General features: G+C 75.4%; 14 protein-coding genes. 3 read left to right on the top strand and 11 right to left on the bottom strand.

The genetic code is table 11. The features are described from left to right. Positions 1-52: 52 nt before the first annotated feature. From der to ACIPSC_RS33620, 3 genes are all read right to left on the bottom strand, one after another. Positions 53-1,507 (bottom strand): ribosome biogenesis GTPase Der, encoded by a 1,455-nt coding sequence (gene der, locus ACIPSC_RS33630; protein ID WP_400831885.1) that lies wholly within the window; start codon positions 1,505-1,507, stop codon positions 53-55. A 265-nt stretch (positions 1,508-1,772) separates the two neighbouring features. Next, a complete protein-coding gene (gene cmk, locus ACIPSC_RS33625; protein WP_400831883.1) occupies positions 1,773-2,486 on the bottom strand; it encodes a (d)CMP kinase in 714 nt (237 codons plus the stop codon). 220 nt (positions 2,487-2,706) lie between these two features. Next, on the bottom strand, positions 2,707-3,792 hold the full coding sequence (locus tag ACIPSC_RS33620) for a prephenate dehydrogenase (RefSeq protein WP_395293819.1): 1,086 nt from the start codon (positions 3,790-3,792) through the stop codon (positions 2,707-2,709). A gap of 399 nt (positions 3,793-4,191) precedes the next feature. On the opposite strand from ACIPSC_RS33620, the gene ACIPSC_RS33615 reads away from it, so the two are divergent. From ACIPSC_RS33615 to ACIPSC_RS33605, 3 genes are all read left to right on the top strand, one after another. Then, positions 4,192-6,513: a DUF4139 domain-containing protein gene (locus ACIPSC_RS33615; protein ID WP_400831880.1), complete on the top strand. Its 2,322-nt coding sequence runs from the start codon at positions 4,192-4,194 to the stop codon at positions 6,511-6,513. A gap of 3 nt (positions 6,514-6,516) precedes the next feature. After that, complete coding sequence (locus ACIPSC_RS33610) at positions 6,517-8,064, top strand: mucoidy inhibitor MuiA family protein (RefSeq protein ID WP_400831878.1); 1,548 nt, start codon at positions 6,517-6,519, stop codon at positions 8,062-8,064. 151 nt (positions 8,065-8,215) lie between these two features. Next, positions 8,216-8,578, top strand: a complete 363-nt coding sequence (locus tag ACIPSC_RS33605; RefSeq protein ID WP_395293822.1) for a DUF952 domain-containing protein — start codon at positions 8,216-8,218, stop codon at positions 8,576-8,578. Between the two features lie 155 nt (positions 8,579-8,733). On the opposite strand, the gene ACIPSC_RS33600 is transcribed toward ACIPSC_RS33605, so the two are convergent. The 8 genes from ACIPSC_RS33600 to ACIPSC_RS33565 all read right to left on the bottom strand — a co-directional run bounded on the left by ACIPSC_RS33600 (position 8,734) and on the right by ACIPSC_RS33565 (position 19,496). After that, a complete protein-coding gene (locus ACIPSC_RS33600) occupies positions 8,734-9,717 on the bottom strand; it encodes a helix-turn-helix domain-containing protein (protein ID WP_400831874.1) in 984 nt (327 codons plus the stop codon). Positions 9,718-9,990: 273 nt separating this feature from the next. Continuing rightward, positions 9,991-11,253: a pseudouridine synthase gene (locus tag ACIPSC_RS33595; RefSeq protein WP_400831872.1), complete on the bottom strand. Its 1,263-nt coding sequence runs from the start codon at positions 11,251-11,253 to the stop codon at positions 9,991-9,993. A gap of 64 nt (positions 11,254-11,317) precedes the next feature. Continuing rightward, positions 11,318-11,911, bottom strand: coding sequence for an SMC-Scp complex subunit ScpB (locus ACIPSC_RS33590; protein ID WP_400831993.1), 594 nt, complete (start codon positions 11,909-11,911; stop codon positions 11,318-11,320). Between the two features lie 476 nt (positions 11,912-12,387). Continuing rightward, positions 12,388-13,338 carry a segregation and condensation protein A gene (locus ACIPSC_RS33585; protein WP_400831869.1) on the bottom strand — a complete coding sequence of 317 codons (951 nt, stop codon included), beginning with the start codon at positions 13,336-13,338 and terminating at the stop codon, positions 12,388-12,390. Positions 13,339-13,539: 201 nt separating this feature from the next. Then, positions 13,540-14,298: a hypothetical protein gene (locus ACIPSC_RS33580; RefSeq protein WP_400831867.1), complete on the bottom strand. Its 759-nt coding sequence runs from the start codon at positions 14,296-14,298 to the stop codon at positions 13,540-13,542. Further along, on the bottom strand, positions 14,295-15,362 hold the full coding sequence (locus ACIPSC_RS33575; RefSeq protein WP_374209186.1) for a ParA family protein: 1,068 nt from the start codon (positions 15,360-15,362) through the stop codon (positions 14,295-14,297). The genes ACIPSC_RS33580 and ACIPSC_RS33575 overlap by 4 nt, the downstream gene beginning before the upstream one ends. Before the next feature lie 516 nt (positions 15,363-15,878). Next, complete coding sequence (gene ald / locus ACIPSC_RS33570) at positions 15,879-16,994, bottom strand: alanine dehydrogenase (RefSeq protein ID WP_400831865.1); 1,116 nt, start codon at positions 16,992-16,994, stop codon at positions 15,879-15,881. A gap of 261 nt (positions 16,995-17,255) precedes the next feature. Further along, positions 17,256-19,496 carry a tetratricopeptide repeat protein gene (locus tag ACIPSC_RS33565; protein WP_400831863.1) on the bottom strand — a complete coding sequence of 747 codons (2,241 nt, stop codon included), beginning with the start codon at positions 19,494-19,496 and terminating at the stop codon, positions 17,256-17,258. Positions 19,497-19,874 lie beyond the last annotated feature (378 nt).

The raw sequence follows: 19,874 nt of genomic DNA, 5'->3' as shown, positions 1-19,874 counted from the left end.
ACCGAAGTGGCGAGGCCCTCCTCGTCGTTGCGCGGCGCGCGCCGCGTCCGTCCTACTTCTTCTTGCGCTTCTCGCGCACCCGGACGGAGATCGAGATCGGCGTGCCCACGAAGCCGAACTCCTCCCGCAGGCGGCGCTCGATGAAGCGGCGGTAGCCGGCCTCCAGGAAGCCCGAGGCGAACAGCACGAAGCGCGGCGGGCGGGTGCCCGCCTGGGTGCCGAACAGGATGCGCGGCTGCTTGCCACCGCGGATCGGGTGCGGGTGGGCGGCGACCAGCTCGCCGAGGAAGGCGTTCAGCCGCGCGGTCGGGATCCGGGTCTCCCAGCCGTCCAACGCGGTCTCGATCGCCGGGACGAGCTTCTCCATGTGCCGGCCGGTCTTGGCCGAGACGTTGACCCGCGGCGCCCACTGGACCTGGACGAGGTCGCGCTCGATCTCGCGCTCCAGGTAGTAGCGGCGCTCCTCGTCCAGCTGGTCCCACTTGTTGTAGGCGATGACGACGGCGCGGCCGGCCTCGACGGCCATCGAGATGATCCGGGTGTCCTGCTCGGCCAGGGTCTCGCTGGCGTCGATCAGGACGACCGCGACCTCGGCCTTCTCCAGCGCGGAGGAGGTGCGCAGCGAGGCGTAGAAGTCGGCGCCGGCGGTCAGGTGGACCCGGCGGCGGATACCGGCGGTGTCGACGAACTTCCAGGTCTTGCCACCGAGTTCGATCATCTCGTCGACCGGGTCGCGGGTGGTGCCGGCCAGCTCGTTGACGACGACGCGCTCCTCGCCGGCGACCTTGTTGAGCAGGCTGGACTTGCCGACGTTCGGACGGCCGATCAGCGCGACGCGGCGCGGGCCGCCGGGGGCGGCGTCGCCGAAGGTCTGCGGCGGGGCCTCGGGCAGGGCGGCCATCACGGCGTCGAGCAGGTCACCGGAGCCGCGGCCGTGCAGGGCGGAGACCGGGTAGGGCTCGCCGAGGCCGAGCGACCACAGGTAGGCGGCCTCGGCCTCGGTGGACGGGCCGTCGACCTTGTTGGCGCAGAGCACGGTCGGCTTGCCGGCCCGGCGGATGAGCTTGATCAGGGCCTCGTCGGTGTCGGTCGCGCCGACGGTGGCGTCGACCACGAAGAGCACCGCGTCGGCGGTCTCGATGCCGAGCTCGGCCTGGGCGGCGACCATGGCGTCGATGCCGAGGACGTCGATCTCCCAGCCGCCGGTGTCGACGACCTTGAAGCGGCGGCCGTTCCAGGAGGCCTCGTAGCTGACCCGGTCGCGGGTGACGCCCGGCTTGTCCTCGACGACGGCCTCACGGCGGCCGATGATGCGGTTCACCAGGGTCGACTTGCCGACGTTCGGGCGGCCGACGACGGCCAGCACCGGCAGCGGCGCGTGGCTGCCGTCGCCGAGGCCGTCGACGTCCTCCAGGTCGAAGCCCTCTTCGGCGGCGATCGCCATGAACTCGGCGTACTCGGCGGCGTCCAGCTCGCCGTGGCCGGCGGTGGGGTGCTCTGCGGTCATGTTCGTGTTTTCCGTTTCCCGGCCCGGCCCTTCCCAGGGGCGTGCCGTGCGTACCTGCCCCGCTCGGGGCAGCGCGAGTACTGCGACGGGGTGCCTCGGTGGCACCCCGCTTTCCTGCATGGGGCCGGCCCCGGCACGGAACCGGACGATCCGACCAGGCCGACCGACCCGACGGACCGGACCGCACCCGACGGACCGCACCCGACCGACCCGACCAAGCCGACCGACCGGCGAGGACCGGGGCGGGATCAGCCGGCCGACGGCATCAGACGGCCGACAGCCCGGCGCGCTCCTCCACCAGGGCGGCGATCCTGCCGATCACCTGCTCCAGGGTGAGCTCGCTGGTGTCGACCAGAACCGCGCCCGCGGCCTGGGTCAGCGGCGCCGTCTCCCGGGAGGAGTCGGCGGCGTCGCGGCGGGCGAGGTCGGCGGCCATCGCGGTGATGGTCGCCTCGTCCACCCCCTTGGCCCGCAGCTCGGCGGCGCGGCGCTGGGCACGGGCCGCCTCCGAGGCGGTGAGGAAGACCTTGACGGTGGCGTCCGGGAACACCACGCTGCCCATGTCCCGACCCTCGGCGACGATGCCGCGCTCGGCGACCTCGGCGCAGCCGCGCTGCAGTTCCACCAGCCGCGTGCGCACCGCCGGCACCGCGGACACGGCGCTGACGTGCGCCGTCACCTCGGGGCCGCGGATCGGGCCGGACACGTCCTGGCCGTCCACGGTAATGGTCGGGCCCTCCGCGTCCGTGCCGGAGACGATCACCGGCTTGCCGCAGGCGACCGTCACGGCGTCGGCGTCGGCGACGTCCACGTCGTTGGTCAGCATCCACCAGGTCATCGCCCGGTACATCGCACCGGTGTCCAGGAAGCTGAGCCCCAGCCGGGCGGCGACCGCCCGCGAGACGGTCGACTTGCCGGAGCCGGAGGGTCCGTCGATGGCGACGACGACCGGGGCGTGCGCCTGGTCGGCAGTGTCCACGGGGCGAACCTCTCTCTGAAAGCCTGGGGCCCGGACCCCGCGCGACCTGATTCCGCGCAGCGTGAAACCCGGGGATGTCTCCCTCAAGGTTAATGGACCGGCGCGAAAGGCCGTCCCCGCCCGGTGGGCCCCGGCCCGCGGCCCCGCCGCCGGCCCGGGAAGATCCCGCCGCCGGCCCGGGAAGATCCGCCACAGGCCTGGCGAAGGCCCCCGGCCGGGCTCAGTCCCGGACGCTCCAGCCGCTCGCCCGCAGCGCCGCCGTCAGCGGCTTCACCGCCGCCGGGGCGACCGACAGCTGGACGAAACCGACCTGCTGGCCGGTGGAGTGCTCGATGGCGACGTCCTCGATGTTCACGCCCGCCGCACCGACCTCGCCGAAGAGGCGGCCGAGCTCGCCGGGCTGGTCGCCGAGCACCACGGCCACCGTCTCGTACCGGGTGGGCGGCGCGCCGTGCTTGCCGGGGATCCGGGCCTGGCCGGTGTTGCCGCGCCGCATGACGGCCGCGATCCCGGCCGCCCCGGCCCGGCGCTCGCCCTCCTCGGCGGTCTGGAGCGCGCGCAGGGCGGTGACGGTGTCGCCGAGGTCGGCGGCGACCTCCTCCAGGATGTCGGCGACGGCGCCCGCGTTGGCGGAGAGGATGTCCACCCACATGCCGGGGTTGGAGGCGGCGATCCGGGTCACGTCCCGGACGCCCTGACCGGAGAGCCTTATGGCCGTCTCGTCGGCGTGCTCCAGCCGGGCGGCGACCAGCGAGGAGAGCAGCTGCGGGGCGTGCGAGACCAGGGCGACGGCGCGGTCGTGGGCGGCCGCGTCCATCACGATCGGCATCGCGCCGCAGAGGGCGACCAGCTCCAGGACGGCGTTGAGCGTCTCGGTGTCGGTGTCGGGGGTGGGGGTGAGCACCCAGGGCCGGCCCTCGAACAGGTCGGCGCGGGCGGCCAGCGGGCCGGAGCGCTCGCGCCCGGCCATCGGGTGGCTGCCGATGTAGTGGACGGTGTCGCAGCCCAGCGCGGCGATCTCCGCGCGCGGGCCGTCCTTCACGCTGGCGACGTCGGTGTACCAGCGGGCCAGGCCGCGCCGCTGGCAGTCCGCGAGCACCTTGCCGACCAGCGCGGGCGGCACGGCGATGATCGCCAGGTCCACCGGGCCGTCGGCGGGCTCGGTGGTGCCGGCGCCGAGCGAGGCCGCGGTCCGGGCCGCGTCCGGGTCGGCGTCCTCCAGATGGACGGTCAGCCCGCGTCCGGTCAGGGCGAGCGCGGCGGACGTCCCGATGAGTCCGGTACCGACGACGACGGCAGTGCGCATGGCGGGGTGGCTCTCCTCACGGCTGGCCTGGGCGTGCTCGCCCCATCCTCTCGCATCCCCGGGCCCGTCCCCCACCGCCACGGTCACGCCGTACGCCTGCGCGACCCCGTGCGACCCCGTACCCGCGCAACCGCCGGGCCCACGGCCCCGTCCCCTCTCACGACGACGACCACGATCACCTCACGACCGCAACCACAGCGACCACAGCGACCACGACCACCGCAACGACGAGCACGGGAACCACCACCACCGGGACCGCAGCAGGACACGGGCCGGAACGCACACGCCACGCAGGACGAAATCCAGCGACGCCCGCACCGAAGCGAGGCAGACTGACCGCTCAGGGGGGCGGCAGCGCGCGATTCGGCGCGGGACAGCGCGAACGAAGGGGCAGGCCGGGTGAACGATCAGCACAGGGCAGAGAACAGGAAGCGATCGGACGGGCCCGAGGTACCGGCCCACCCGTCGGTGCTCGACTCCGTCGTGGTCTACGCCGCCGGCGCGGTCTGCCGCCGCCGGGCCCGGGTGGCGCTGCCGCCCAACGGCCGGCTCCGGCTGACCGGCCTGCCCCGCGTGCTCGACGGGCGGTCCCTGCGCGCCCGGGTGCTCGACGGACCGCCCGGCACCGCCGTCACCGAGGCCCGCCTCGAACCGGTCGCCGAACTCCGCAGCCGCACCGAACTCCCGGAGCTGCGGCGCCGGCTGGAGGAGGCGCGGGAGCACGAGCACGCCGTCCGCGAGCGGCACCGGCTGGCCCTGGCGACCATCGCCGAGACGGCCGCCCTGCATGCGGTGCCGCCACCACGCCGTGAGGACGAGCCGCTGCGCCGGACGCCCGCCGACGCCTGGCTGGAGCTGGCCGAGTTCGTCGACGAGCGCCTCGACCGGCTCCAGCAGCGTGCCGAGGAGCTGACCCGGGATCTGGAGGCCGCCGAGCACGAGTCCGCGGTGCTCGCGGACCGGCTGGAGCGCTCCTCCACCGCCGAGCCGGCCCACCCCGTCGAAACCTCGGCCACCGTGCTGGTCACGCTCGCCACCCCCGACGCGGCCGCCGCGCCCGACGGCAGCCCGCCCGACGGCAGCCCGCTCGACGGCGGTGCTCCCCTCCCCGACGCCACGGCTCTCCCCGGCACCGCAGCCCTCCCGAACGCCGCCACCACCGCCGCTGCCGCCACCACCACCGTGACCACCACCGCCGACGCCGCCGAGATCGAGCTCGAACTCGAGTACGGCGTCCCCGGCGCCCGCTGGGTGCCCGCCTACCGCCTCTCCTACCACCAGGGCGCGGACACCGGACAGCTGCTCCTGCGGGCCTCCGTCGCCCAGCGGACCGGCGAGGACTGGACCGGCGTCCGGCTCGCCCTCTCCACCGCCGACCTGGACCGGCGCACCGACCTTCCCAAGCTCCGCTCGCTGCGGATCGGCCGCAGCCAGCCCGTCCCGCCGCCGTCCGGCTGGCGCGAGACCCCGGGCGGCCTGTCCGACCTCTTCACCGGCTACGACGCGGCGGGCCCGCGGCCCACGCCCGAGCGCCCGGCCGCGGTCACCGCCGTGCCGCCGCCGCCCGCCCCGGTCACGGCCCGCGCCCCGCGCGCGGGCGTCGCCCCCGAAGCCGACGGGCCGGACTTCCTCCAGGTCGGCTTCGCCGGGTACGGCGGACCGCCGCCCCCGCAGCCCGGCGGCCCGCTGCCGCCGCCCGCCGCCGCACCGGCGCCGGCCCCCTTCGCATCGCCCCCTCCCGCACCGGCCGCCCCCGGCGGCATCCCGGCCCGCGCCAGACGTGCCTCCCGCCCGGCGGCGCGCGCCTCCCTCGCCGCACCGGCCGCCGAAGCCGGCGGAGCCGGAGCCGAGCCCGCCGCCGAGCAGTTCGCCGAGCCGTTCGCACCGCTCACCCCCGACGCCGCGCTGCTCGACTACCCGGCCCTGGTGCTGTCCGGCCCCGAGCAGCCCGCCGCCCGCCGCGGCACGCTGCGGACGCCCACCGCCGGGCGGCCCACGCCGGCCCGGCAGCACTCGGCGAACGTCGCCCGGTCGGTGGCCGCCCTGCCGCTGCCCCGCCACGCCGTGCCGCCGCGCGCCTCCGCGGGCTCCTTCGACCACCGCTTCGACGCCGCCGCGCCCGCGGACATCCCGTCGGACGGCACCTGGCACACCGTCACCATCGGCGAGATCCCGCTCTCCGTCCGCCCCGAGTACGTCACCGTGCCCTCCGTCGAGGAGAAGGTGTACAGCACCGTCGTGCTCGCCAACCCGACCGCGCAGGCCGTGCTGGCCGGGCCGGTGGAGGTCACCGTCGACGGCGAGTTCCTGCTCACCGCCGCGCTGCCCACCCTCGCCCCCGGCGGCACCCGCCGGCTCGGCATCGGCGTGGCCGAGAGCATCGAGGTGGTGCGCCGCACCGAGCTGCGCGAGTCCACCGCGGGCATGCTCAACAACACCACCCTGCTCGACCACCGGGTGCACCTGGAGCTGGCGAACCGGCTCGGGCGGCCGGTCACCGTCGAGGTCCGCGAGCGGGTGCCGGTCGCCTCGGACGCGGACATCCGGATCGAGGAGCGCGCCGACTGGCACGCGCCCGCGAACCCCGCCCCGGAGTACCCGCCGGGCACCCGGCTCTGGCGCGTCGAGCTGCCGCCGGGCGGCCGGGCCGAGCTCGACGCCGGCTTCCAGATCAGAATCCCGGCCGGCAAGGCCATCGTCGGCGGAAACCGGAGGAACTGAACGATGACCAGCACCACCGCCCCCCTCCCGGTCACCGCCGTCACCTGCCTGGAGGACCGCAGCCAGATCGAGCGCACCGCCACCGTCGAGCTCTCCGCCGGCGTCCAGCGGCTGCGCCTCGGCCCGATCACCGCGCTCGCCGTCGACCGCACCCTGCGCGCCGAGGCGGACGCCGCGGGCACCCGCGTCCTGGACGCCCGCATCGTGCGCGCCTGGACGCCGCGCGCTCCGCAGCCGCCCGGCCCGGGCGACTCCGAGCTCCGCCACCGGGTGCACGAACTCGAACAGCGGATCCGCCGCGAGGGGCAGCTGCGCGACCGCCTCCAGGCCAGGCTGGCGCTGCTCGCCCAGCTCTCCGCCGACCTGCTGCGCGAGGTCGGCGAGGGCGCCGGCGCCGGCGAGGTCGAACGGGCCCGCTGGACGCGCGAACTGGACCGGGTGGACGGTGAACGCGAGCGGTACGGCGAGGAGCTGCGCGCCGTCCGCTCCCGGCTGCTCCGGCTGGAGGAGGACGCCACCCGGGCCCGGATCGCGCTCGACCAGGCCGAGGAGGAGCCGGCCGAACTCGTCGCCCACCTGGACCTCACCGTCGAGGCCGCCACCGCCGGACCGGCCCGGCTGACCGTCAGCCACCTGGTCCCGTGCGCGCTCTGGCGGCCCTCCTACCGGGCCACCCTGGTCGACGGCACCCTGCGGCTGGAGTCCGAGGCCGTGGTCTGGCAGCGCACCGGCGAGGACTGGACGGCCGCCCGGCTCACCCTGTCCACCGCCCGCTCCGCGCTGGCCACCGAACCGCCCGCCCTGGCCGAGGACCGGCTGACGCTGCGCGAGCGCAGCGCCGAGGAGCGCCGCACCGTCGAGGTCGAGCTGCGCGAGGAGGCGATCGGCACGCTCGGCCCGTCCGGCGAGGTGCCGGGGGTGGACGACGGCGGCGAGGTCCGGGTGCTGCGCGCGCCCGCGCCGGCGACGGTGCCCTCGGACGGCCGGGCGCACCGGGTGCCGCTGGGCGCCTTCACCGTGCCGGCCACCACCGAGTACGCCTGCGCGCCGGAGCTGTCCCCGCTGGTCACCCAGGTGGTCCGGTTCCGCAACGCGGCCGGGCACGCGCTGCTGGCCGGCCCGGTGGAACTGATCCGCGGCAGCGGCTTCACCGGCCGCGGCGAGCTGCCGTTCACGGCGGCGGGCGCCGACGCCGAGCTGGCCTTCGGCAGCTCCGACGGCTACCGGGTGGTCCGCGAGGCCGAGGAGGTCCAGGCCACCACCGGGCTCAGCCAGCGCCAGGTGACCACCCGGACGGTCCGGCTGCACATCTCCCGCTTCTCCGGCCCGGAGGAGCAGGACGAGCAGCTGGTCGCGGTGCGCGAGCGGGTGCCGGTCTCCGAGGTGTCCGCGGTGGAGGTGCGGCTGCGCAAGGAGGACTGCCGGCCGGCCCCCGACGCCTTCGACGCCGAGGGCATCGCCCGCTGGGACGTCCCGCTGGGCCCGGGCGCGCACCGCACCGTGACGCTGGTGTACGAGGTCTCCGCCTCCTCGAAGGTGGCCGGCCTGTGACGACGACCGCGACCGCAGCCACCGCCGGTGCCACGTCCGCGACCGTGCGCGACGGCCGGCCGCTCCGGCGGGTCCGCCCGGCGACCCGCCGTCGTGACACCCGCTCAGTCACGGTCGTCCGCTCGGCTACCGGCTCGGGTACAACAGAACCATGATCCTGCACCTCGCCCCCCTGGACGACTGGCTGGCCGACCCCGGCCGGCCGTACGCCACCGCCTCGTTGCTCACCGACGGGTTCATCCACTGCTCGGCGGACGAGCAGACGGCACTCGCGGTGGCCAACGCCTTCTTCGCCGACGCCCGCGAGCCGCTGATGGCGCTGCTGATCGAGGAGTCGCTGGTGGAGCCGATGGTCAAGTGGGAGGCTCCGCACGGCGCACCGCCGCCCGGGGCCACGCCCGGCGTGCTGTTCCCCCACATCTACGGGCGGCTGAACCGGTCGGCCGTGGTCGGCCTGGAGAAGGTCGAGCGCGGCCCGGACGGCCGCTGGGCGAGCCTCACCCCCTGGAGCTGAGCCCGCGCGAGCACCGGCACGGCCGGGGTTCCGGCGACAACCGGGGTTCCGGCGACAGCCGGCGTGCCCGCGCCCACCGGGGTGCCCGCGCCGACCGGCACTCCGGCGACGGCCGAGGGTTCCGGCAGGGGGTTCCGGCAGGGCGGTGCCCGGGGTCAGAGCCAGCCGCGCTCCCGGGCCGCCATGCCGGCCTGGAACCGGGTGGTGGCGCCCAGCTCGCGCATCAGGCTCTGCAGCCGGCGCTGGGTGGTCCGGGCGCTCCAGCCGAGCGAGCGGGCGATCGACTCGTCGGTGAGGCCGGCCGCGAGCAGGCCCAGCAGCTTGCGGTGGTCGGCCTCCGGCTCCAGCGCCTCCTCCGCCGCCCCGATCGCGGCCTGGAGCTGGACTGCGCGCTCCCACTCCGCCTCGAACAGCGTGTCCAGCGCCTGCAGCAGCGCGGACGGGTGGATGACGTAGGCGGCGTCGAGGACGCTGTCCCCCACACTGATCGGAATGATCGCCATCCGGTCGTCCGACATGATCATCTTCATCGGCAGCACCGGCCGGACCCGCGCCTCCTCGCCGTCCGCGACGCCGACCAGGATGTTCTTCTCCAGCCGGCCCGGCCAGGCCACCGCCTCCCGGTCGTAGATGGTCCGGAACCGCAGCCCCTCCTTCATCCGCCGGCGCTGCAGCGGGATGTTGGCCACCGGGTCCTGGATGTACGGGGGGCAGTCGAAGCCGCGGACCTGGTACTGGCTGGTCTCGGTGATGTGCTCCAGCCGCTGGGCGATCGCCTCCCCGCCGGTCAGCACCTCGACCGAGTGCGCCGGGTCGGTGTAGCGCGAGGCCTCCCGGAAGGCGTCCATCAGGCGGTGCATCTCGGCGCGGGCGTGCCGCAGTTCGGACTCGCGGTGGCCGATCAGCGTGCCTATCGCGACGTCGGGGGCGACCGGCAGGAACCGGTGCCGGTCCACCGGGGCGCGGGTCGCCATGCCGTGCTGCGCCAGCCGGTCCAGCGCGCGCATGCTCTGCTGGAGGGTCAGTCCGCACTCGACCGCCAGGTCCTCCGCCGTGGACTGCGGATTGGCCACCAGCGCCGCGTAGACCCGCCCGTCCGGTGCGGCCAGTCCCAGTGCGCTGAGTGGTGCATCGGACACGACGCCGCTCCCCCGTCTCGCCTCCCGCCCGCGCCACCGTGGCGCACTCCCGCCACTCGGCGGGCCGCGGTCAGGTGGCAATCCTCGGCCACGGATCATCGCGCTGACAAGGCGGTGACCAGGCGATGCGTCCCGGCTCACAGCAGGACCCGCCGAACGGCGTGAGGGCCTCCCCGCCACTCGGCGGGGAGGCCCTCAGCACGCGTAGGCCGGAAGGTGCAGACCGGTCCGCCGGTTACCCGGCCGACCCGCCCGGCACCTTGCCGGCCGGTTCTACAGACCGACCTCGCGCATCAGCTGGCCGACCTCGGGGTTGGTCAGGCGGCGCAGCCAGCCGGACTTCTGGTCGCCCAGGGCGATCGGGCCGAAGTGCGTGCGCACCAGCTTCTCGACCGGGAAGCCGGCCTCGGCCAGCATCCGGCGGACGATGTGCTTGCGGCCCTCGTGCAGGGTGACCTCGACGAGGTAGTTCTTGCCGACGTTGGAGACCACCTTGAAGCTGTCGGCCCGGGCGAACCCGTCCTCCAGCTCGATGCCCTGCGCCAGCTGCTTGCCCAGGTCGCGCGGGATCGGGCCCTGGATCGCGGCCAGGTAGGTCTTGGTCACGCCGTACCGCGGGTGGGTGAGGCGGTGGGCCAGCTCGCCGTGGTTGGTGAGCAGGATGATGCCCTCGGTCTCGGTGTCCAGGCGGCCGACGTGGAACAGCCGCGTCTCGCGGTTGGTCACGTAGTCGCCGAGGCACTGGCGGCCGTCCGGGTCCTCCATGGTGGAGACCACGCCGGCCGGCTTGTTCAGCGCGAAGAACAGGTACGACTGGGTGGCGACGGTCAGGCCGTCCACCTTGATCTCGTCCTTCTGCGGGTCGACGCGCTTGCCCTGCTCGGTGACGAGCTTGCCGTTGACCTCGACCCGGCCCTGCTCGATCAGCTCCTCGCAGGCCCGGCGGCTGCCGATGCCGGCGCGTGCCAGCACCTTCTGCAGGCGCTCGCCCTCGGGCTCGCCGAAGGTCTTGGGCAGCTTCACGGCCGGCTTGTCGTGCCGGGCGAGCACCGCGTCCTCGATCCGCGCCTGCAGCTCGCGCGAGCGCTGCGGCTGGCGGCGCGGGTCGCCCGGGGCGCCCTGGCCCTCACGGCGCGGGCGCGGGGCCGGGCCGGGACGGCGCCCGGCGAAGCCGCCGCGCGCGGGGGTGGCGTTGGGGCCGCCGCCGTACTCGGGGCGGTCGTAGCGCCGCTCCTCGGGGCGCAGCGGGCGGTCCGGGTACCGGCGGTCGTCGCGCCGGTCGTCACGGCGGTCGTCGCGCCGGTCGTACGAGCCGCCCCGCGAGGAGCCCGAGCCGCCGCCGTACGAGGAGCCGGACCCACCACGGCCCGAGCCACCGCGGCCGGCGCCGCCGCCGCGCGAGGAACCGGAGCCGCCGCCGTACGAGCCACCGCGGCCAGAGCCGCCCCCGTAGGAGCCGCCGCCCCGGCCCCCGCCCTGTCCGCCGCGACCGCTGCCGCCGCCGCTGCTGTTCCTGCCGTTGCCACTGCTACGCATCAAAGTGTCCGTACGTCGTTTTCCGTCTGGGCTGTGCGGTCGTTTCGGCCGACCTCACCGCCCCCTACCGATCAGGCGCAGCCCGATCGGCCTCGCCACTGCCGTCCGCGGCCTGCACGGCAGCGGCGGCGACCGCCTCCGCGATCATCGTGCCCTCCAGGGACTCCGCTTCCACGTCGTCGACCTCGGGCAGGAAGGGAGCGAGCTCCGGCAGCGCATCCAGGCCGCGGAGCCCCATCCGTTCCAGGAAGTAGTTCGTCGTCCGATACAGGATCGCACCTGTTTCGGGCTCGGATCCGGCCTCTTCCACCAGTCCTCGCTGTACCAGGGTACGCATCACGCCGTCACAGTTCACACCACGGACGGCCGAGACCCGCGATCTGGACACCGGCTGACGGTAGGCGACGACGGCCAGGGTCTCCAGCGCGGCCTGGGTCAGCCGGGCCTGCTGGCCGTCCAGGACGAAGCGTTCGACGGCCGGCGCGCACTCCGCCCGGCTGTAGAAGCGCCACCCGCCGGCCACCGGCCGCAGGTCGAAGCCCCGGCCCTGGGCGGTGTACTCGGCGGACAGCTCGCGCAGCGCCGCCGCCACCTCCGCCCGGGGGCGGTCCAGCACGGACGCCAGGTGGGCCTCCGCGGCCGGCTCGTCGACGACCATCAGGATCGCCTCCAGCTCGGCCCTGAGTCCGGGCCCGGCCGGGCCGCCGAACCCGCCCTCGCCCTCGCCCGCATCCGCGCTCTCGCCGGTCTCCGGCCCGATGCCCGGCCTGATGCCCGGCCCGCCGCCCCGCTCAACACCCTGCTCAGGGCCCGGCTGCCCGGCCGTCCGGCTCGTGGGCTCCGTGTCAGAAGTCGAAGGGGCCGACTTCCGATGCACGACGATCGGCTCCACCACGGCCGCCGCGGCCGCCACGGCCACCGGGGCCTCCGCCGGCCGGAGGGCCTCCGCCGCGCCGCTCACCGGCTCACCCCCGACGGGCTCCGGCTCCGGCCCCGCCTGCAGCTCCGGCTCCGGCCGGTCCGCACCGGCCGGCACCACACCGGGTGCCGGCTCCAGCCACTCCTCGGCGCGCGGCTGCCCGGGGACACCCAGCGGCCGCCGCGCCGGCCGCCCGCCGCCGTCGGCACCACCCGTCATCGCCGCTCCTCCTTGTTCTTCTCCCGCTCCGCCTGCTCCGGGAGCTCACCCGCGGGCCGGTCGAACTCGTCCGTCACCTCGACCGCGCCCCGGTCCGCCTCGGCCACCCAGCGGACCAGCAGCTCGCCCAGCGCCTCCGGCTGGTCGAAGTCGAGCACCCGCTCGCGGTAGAGCTCCAGCAGCGCCAGGAACCGGGCGACCACGACCAGCGTGTCCGGCGCGTCCGCGACCAGCCGCTGGAAGGACGCCTCGCCCAGCTCGGTGAGCAGGTCGACGACCAGCCCGGCCTGCTCCCGCACGCTGACCGGCGGGGTGTGGATGTGGTCGACGTAGACGACCGGCTTCGCCCTGGGTGCCATGGCCCTGGCCGCCAGCTCCGCGAACCGCTCCGGGCCGATGCTGATCACGACCTCCGGCAGCAGCTGCGCGTGGTGCGGTTCCAGCCCGACGGTCCGCGGACGGCGGAGCAGCTCGGCGGCCCAGCGCTCGCCGAAGAGGGCGGCCGCCCGCTTGTACGCCCGGTACTGCAGCAGACGGGCGAAGAGCAGGTCGCGCGCCTCCAGCAGGGCGAGGTCCTCCTCGTCCTCGACCTCGGCGGCGGGCAGCAGACGGGCGGCCTTGAGGTCGAGCAGGGTCGCGGCGACCACCAGGAACTCGGTCGCGGCGTCGAGGTCCCAGTCCGGGCCCATGGCCCGGATGTGCGCCATGAACTCGTCGGTGACCGTCGCCAGCGCCACCTCGGTGACGTCGAGCTTGTGCTTGGCGATCAGGCTGAGCAGCAGGTCGAAGGGGCCCTCGAAGTTCTGCAGCCGCACCCGGAAGCCGCCCCGCGACTCGTCGGCGCTCTCGACGGTCTCGGCGGCGGTGCCCCCGGGAGCGGTCCCCGCGGGGGCGGTCCCCGGGGTAGCGGTCCCCGCGGGGGCGGGCGGTTCCAGGCTGCTCGGCATGACGGTCCATCTTCGCCCGGCCCCGCCGCCCGCCCCACGCCGGGGCCGCCGACACGCCGCGCCCGGCGCAGCCACGCGCGGCGCCCGCGCGCCCTCACGGCTCTGCGCCCCCACGCCCGGGCTACGCGCCCCCGGACCCCGTACCCAGCCCCCGCAGCTCGGCACCCGGTCCCGAAGCGCCGCCCCGGCGCCCTCGGCGCCTCAGCGCCCGCGCAGCCGCCGCACCAGGATGCTCGCCTCGCCGCGCTGCTCCAGGTCGGCCAGCACCACCGCGATGGCCTCCCGGACGATCCGGCCGCGGTCCACCGCAAGGCCGTGCTCACCGCGCAGCACCAGTCGCGTGTGCTCCAGGTCCATCAGCTCTTCGGCCGAGACGTACACGGTGATCTTCTCGTCGTGCCGCTCCCGCCCGCTGGGGCGGCGCGGTGCCCGGCCACGCGGCCGGGGGCGCCCTGCGGCGCCCGCCTGCTCCTCGGCGGCAGCCGCGTGCTGGCGCCCCGCGGCTGCGGCGGTCCGGCTGCCCACGGTCTTCGCGGCCTGCGCGGCACCCGCCACGCCACCGGCCGCACCACCCGGCACCCCGGCGGCCCCGGCGCCCTGGGAGGCGCCCTGCGCGCCCCCGGCGCCCGTTCCGGCCCCGTGCGCGCCGCCCGGCTGCGCCGGAGCGGGCACCGTCGCGGCACCCGCGCCGCGGCGCTCCCGGGCCCTTCCGGCCCCGCCCGCGGCCTCCGTGCCCCCGGCCGTCCCGGCGGGCCCGTCGACGGCCCCCGGCGCATCCTCGCCGTCCGTGCCGGCCGTACCGTCCGCGCCGGCACCACCGACAGGAATGCCGCCGGCACCGTTGACGGTCCGCGCGGTCTCCGGTCTGGGCGCCTCTGCGGCCGGACGCGGCGCGAGGGACGGCGACAGCGCCATCCCTCCGGTGGTCCGGAACAGCTCGTCGGCACCCGGGAGACTCACTCGGCGGGGCGGCACCGGTCGAGCACCTCCCTGGCGAGCTGACGGTAGGCGGCGGCACCGACCGAGTTGGTCGCGTACGTGGTGATCGGCTCGCCGGCGACGGTGGTCTCCGGGAAGCGCACGGTCCGCCCGATGACGGTGTGGAAGACGTGGTCGCCGAACGCCTCGACGACGCGCGCCAGCACCTCGCGGCTGTGCACGGTGCGCGAGTCGTACATGGTGGCGAGGATGCCGTCCAGGCGCAGCTCGGGGTTGAGGCGCTCGCAGACCTTCTCGATGGTCTCGGTGAGCAGCGCGACACCGCGCAGCGCGAAGAACTCGCACTCCAGCGGGACGATGACGCTGTGAGCGGCCGTCAGGGCATTGACCGTCAGCAGGCCCAGCGAGGGCTGGCAGTCGATGATGACGTAGTCGTAGTCCGGCAGCAGCGGCTTCAGGGCGCGCGCCAGCGCGGACTCCCGGGCCACCTCGCTGACCAGCTGCACCTCGGCGGCGGAGAGGTCGATGTTGGACGGCAGCAGGTCCATGCCCGGCACGGCCGTCTTCAGCAGCACCTCATCGGCCGTCAGGCCCCGCTCCATGAGCAGGTTGTAGACGGTGACGTCGAGCTCCATCGGGTTGACGCCGAGGCCGACCGAGAGGGCGCCCTGCGGGTCGAAGTCGACGAGGAGCACGCGGCGGCCGTACTCGGCCAGCGCCGCGCCCAGGTTGATGGTCGACGTGGTCTTGCCGACGCCGCCCTTCTGGTTGCACATCGCGATGATCTGCGCGGGGCCGTGCTCGGCCACCGGCGCGGGGATCGGGAAGTACGGCAGCGGACGGCCGGTCGGGCCGACCCGCTCGCGGCGCTGGCGCGCGGCGTCGGGGGCCAGCGTGGCGGCGTACTCCGGGTCCGGCTCGTACTCGGCGTCCGGGTCGTCGTAGGCGCCGTAGGCGATCTCGCCGTAGGCCAGGCCGTAGGCCGGCAGGTCGGCGTCGTAGTCGGTCACCGTGGTCACCTGTGCTGTGTTCTGACGTGCTTCGAAAGTACGGAGTGCGACCGAGCCGACCTCGGCCGAGCCCACGGTGGCCTGCCGGGCCCCGGACTCCTCACTCGGCTGGCCGGCGGTGTGCTCCGCCAGTCCTGGCTGACCACCCCCGGGAGCAAATGTCGACTCATTCACAAGTCGTCTTACCTCCTTGGGCATCCAGGACTCTATGTCGATTCGTCAGCGTGGCAGCATGCCGACGGTTTGCGACTCTAGGCCGTTCAAGGCGTTCGCAGCAACACAATCCACGGTAGTGGGCCGGATGTGTCGACTATCGGGCAACCCTCTGTCAAGGGATGCGCGGGCCCTTGACCCTAACGTTTCTGCGGTCGGGTGACGCGACCCACAGAAATTGACGACAGAGCGACCCGCCGATGCAACCCCCCGTTCACGGGCATGGCGAGGCCCCCGACCCGGAAGAGGGGCCCTCCGGCCCGCAGGCGGGCAGGGGGGAGGATCGGGGGCCTGCGAACCGCTTCCGGGGAAGCGGCACGGCCGGGCCGGGTCCGGCGCCTGTGCGGCGCGGACCCGGCCCGGACCGGAGGTCGGACGTCAGGCGAGGACGCTCTCCAGGGAGACGGACTCCAGGCCGAAGGCCTCGGCGACGGCGCCGTAGGTGATCTGGCCCTCGTGCACGTTCAGGCCCTTGGCGAGCGCGGCGTCGCGGCGCAGCGCCTCCTTCCAACCACGGTTCGCCAGCTCGACGACGTACGGCAGCGTCGCGTTGGTGAGCGCGTAGGTGGAGGTGTTCGGGACGGCGCCCGGCATGTTGGCCACGCAGTAGAAGACCGAGTTGTGGACCTGGAAGGTCGGCTCGGCGTGCGTGGTCGCGTGCGAGTCCTCGAAGCAGCCGCCCTGGTCGATGGCGATGTCGACGAGCACGGAGCCCGGCTTCATGCGGGAGACCAGCTCGTTGGTGACGAGCTTGGGGGCCTTGGCGCCCGGGATCAGCACGGCGCCGATCACCAGGTCGGCGTCCAGGACGGCCTTCTCCAGCTCCAGCGAGTTGGAGGCGATGGCCTTGATCTTGGTGCCGAAGATCTTGTCGGCCTCGCGCAGCTTGTTGATGTCGCGGTCGAGCAGGGTCACCTCGTAGCCCATGCCGATGGCGATGGTGGCCGCGTGCCAGCCGGAGACGCCACCGCCGATGACGACGGCCTTGGCCGGGTGGGTGCCGGGCACGCCACCGGGCAGCACGCCGCGGCCGCCGGCCGGACGCATCAGGTGGTAGGAGCCGACCTGCGGGGCGAGACGGCCCGCGACCTCGGACATCGGGGCGAGCAGCGGCAGGGCGCCGTTGGCGAGCTGCACGGTCTCGTAGGCGATCGCGGTGGTGCCGGACGCGACCAGCGCGTCGGTGCCGGCGCGGTCGGCCGCCAGGTGAAGGTACGTGAAGAGGGTCTGGCCCTTGCGCAGACGGTGGTACTCCTCAGCGATGGGCTCCTTGACCTTCAGCAGCAGGTCGGCGGTGGCCCACACCTCGTCGGCGGTGGGGAGGATGGTGGCGCCGGCGGCCACGTACTCCTCGTTGGGGATCGAGGAGCCGAGACCGGCGTTGTCCTCGATGTAGACCTCGTGTCCGTTGCGGACCAGCTCATGCACGCCGGCGGGCGTGATGGCCACGCGGTACTCGTGGTTCTTGACCTCGCGGGGGATGCCGACCTTCACGGCTAAACACGTCCTCTTGCCATGGGGGTCCCTACCGGAGAAGACCGGCGGGCGACGCGCACGGGGGGAAGCCTCCGGGCAGAGCGGAGGCATGGATCGCTGCGCGACTGAGTTCGAGTGTAATGAAGCCCAGTCGGCGTGTCAGCCTTCCAAAGTGAATAAATCTGCGAGATGCATTGGCAGGTTCGTAGGCTTCCACGACGATCTTCCCGCCAAAGCCGTCCCAACCGGGCATCTTCGACAATACTCCCGAACCTCCCTCTACCACCCGGCGTCGAGGCGTTCCCGCAGCTCCGCGAGGGCGGACCCGACCGCCTGCTGCCCGCGCTCGTCGCCGAGCCGCCGCAGCACCCCGAGGGACGCCCGGTACTCCCGTTCGGCCTCCTCGAAACGGCGCTGCGCGGTGTGCGCCTCGGCCACCCGGGCGAGCAGCCGGGCCTCGGCGGCCTGGTCGCCCATCGACTGCCGCAGGCCGAGCGCCCGGCCGTACCAGTCGGCGGCGCGCACGGCGTCCCCGAGCGCCCGGTGGCAGCCGGCCGCGCCCTCCAGCGCCCGGGCGCAGAGCGCCTCGTCATCGGCGGAGCGGGCATGCTCCAGGGCGGCCCGGTAGTGTGCCACCGCCTGCTCCCAGCGGCCGGCCCCGGCCTGCAGGTCACCCAGGTTGAGCAGGGCGGCGGAGGCCCGGCGGGGCTTGCCGTGCCGCTCGGCGACGGTCAGCACCAGCTCGTGCAGCTGGTAGAGGTCGGCGGGCGCGGCGGCCCCGGTCAGCGGCAGCGCCCTGAGCAGGGCGGTGACCAGCCGGCCGGCCGAACCGTCCAGGTCGCCCTGGCCGATCGCGTCGGCGACCGCGCCGAGCAGGACATCGCGCTCCCCCAACAGCCAGGCGCGGGCCTCGGCCGCCGAACGCAGCCGCAGCGGGCCGGGCAGCGGCTCCGGACCGGGCCCGTCGGCGGGGTCGAGCAGCGTGCGGGCGGAGTCGGTGAGCCGGACCAGCCGCTCCAGCAGCCGGGCCCGGGCCAGCTCGACCTCGGCGGGCCGGTCCTCGACCTCGCGCAGCCGCACCAGCCGGGCGTGCAGGCGGCCGGGCACCCGGTAGCGGGGAGTGCCGTCGGCGGCGGGCGGCTCCTCGCCGAGCAGCTCCCGCTCGGCGAGGGCGGCCAGCGTGGCGGCGGCCTCCGGCGCCGGGCAGCCGACCAGCGCGGAGGCTGTGCGCAGGTCGGCGGACTGGGCGGGGGCGAGGGTGAGGGCGCGCAGCATCCGGGCCTGGTTGGCGGGCAGCGTGCGGTAGAGGAGGGTGAAGGCGCCGATCAGCGGGTCGTTGTCGGGCACGGGCACGGGCTCGGCGGGCTCCGGAGCGGGCTTCACCCAGGCCGCCGGGTCGGTCGCCGGCCCGGCCGGCCCGGGCGCCTCGTTCCGCACCGGCCCGGCGGGTGCCGGCTCCCCGGCGGCAGCGGGTCCGCCCGCCTTGCCCGCCTGGGCCCCCCGCCCGGTCCGGGCCTCGGCCGCCGCGGCCATGCCGGGCCGGCCCTTGCCGGCCGGCGCCTTCCCCGTCGTCCCCTTACCCGTCGTCCCCTTACCCACAGCACCGGCAGCGCCGGCGGCACCGGCCCCGTCGACAACGGCCGCCGCAGCCCCCGCAGCCCCCGGCACCGTGGACGGCCCGGCGGCCGGTCCCGCCGCGGACCCCTTCCGGCCCGGGCCGCCCGCCGGCTTCCCGTCCGCCTCGCGCACCGCCTCGGCCAGCTCCCGCGCCGCGTCCGTGACGGCCAGCTTCGGATTGCCCCTCAGCCACCCCGCCATCAGCCGCAGTGCGGCCGGCCGGGAGGCACAGGCCTCCGCGAGATCGGCCCCGCCGACCGGGTCACAGCTGATCCTGGTCCCGCCGACCAGGTCGCCGAGCAGTTCACCGGCGGCCTGCCGGTCCAGGCCGCCGAGGATGACGGGGTCGATGTCCTCGATCCCGGTGAGCGGCCCGGCAGTGGTGGCCAGCACCAGGCAGCCGGGCTCGTCCGCGACCAGCGGCCAGACCTGCCCCGCGTCCCGGACGTCGTCCAGCAGCATCAGCACCTTCCGCCCGGCCAGCGCCTCGCGCAGCGCCACGCAGGCCGGCTCGTCCCGGCCGTCCTCGACCGCGCCCGGCAGCGGGACGCCGGCGCCGTCCGCACCGAGCTGCTCCAGCAGCCGGCGCGCGGCGCGGGCGGGCGGCACCCGGCCGCCGTCCGGCGCGGAGAGACGGGCGAACAGGATGCCGTCCGGGTAGTCGGCGGCGACCGTCACGGCGAACCGGACGGCCAGCGTGGTCCGGCCGGAGCCCGGGCGGCCGGCCAGCACCAGCACCGGGCTGCGCCCCTCGGACGGCCGCACGGCGGCGGCCCGCAGCGCGGCCAGCTCCGCGCGCCGGCCGACCAGCAGCGAGGGCCCGACGGGCAGCCGGTCCAGTCCGGGAACGCCCGCGACGGGTGCGCCGGGGCCCGGGTCCATCGTCGCCGTCTTCCTCGCCACCCGTGCCACTCCCGACGTCACCCAGCGCTCAGCGGAGGCGGCCCGGGACGGGCGCCCTGTCTGCGAAGCGTAGTTCGACCGTCCGGCGCAGCCGACGTGACATCCGGTCGTACGAACCGGTAAATCACCCCCGCGGGCCAACCCGCCTGGAAGAAGCGAGGACACCCGTGAGGTACGAGCGGGTGTTGGAGCGCCGCCCGTCGGCACCGGACCGGAGCGCCCCGGCGGCGAGCCGAGCCCTAGGAGAAGCGAGCGAGCCAAAGGGGCGCGCCGGTGCCGAAAGGAAGAAGCGAGGACACCCGTGAGGTACGAGCGGGTGTTGGAGCGCCGCCCGTCGGCACCGGACCGGAGCGCCCCGGCGGCGAGCCGAGCCCTAGG

Source organism: Kitasatospora sp. NPDC090091 (assembly GCF_044747365.1).
Classification (GTDB): Bacteria; Actinomycetota; Actinomycetes; order Streptomycetales; family Streptomycetaceae; genus Kitasatospora.
Note: the sequence above shows the minus strand (reverse complement) of the source record. Positions and strands in the feature narration are given on the sequence as shown.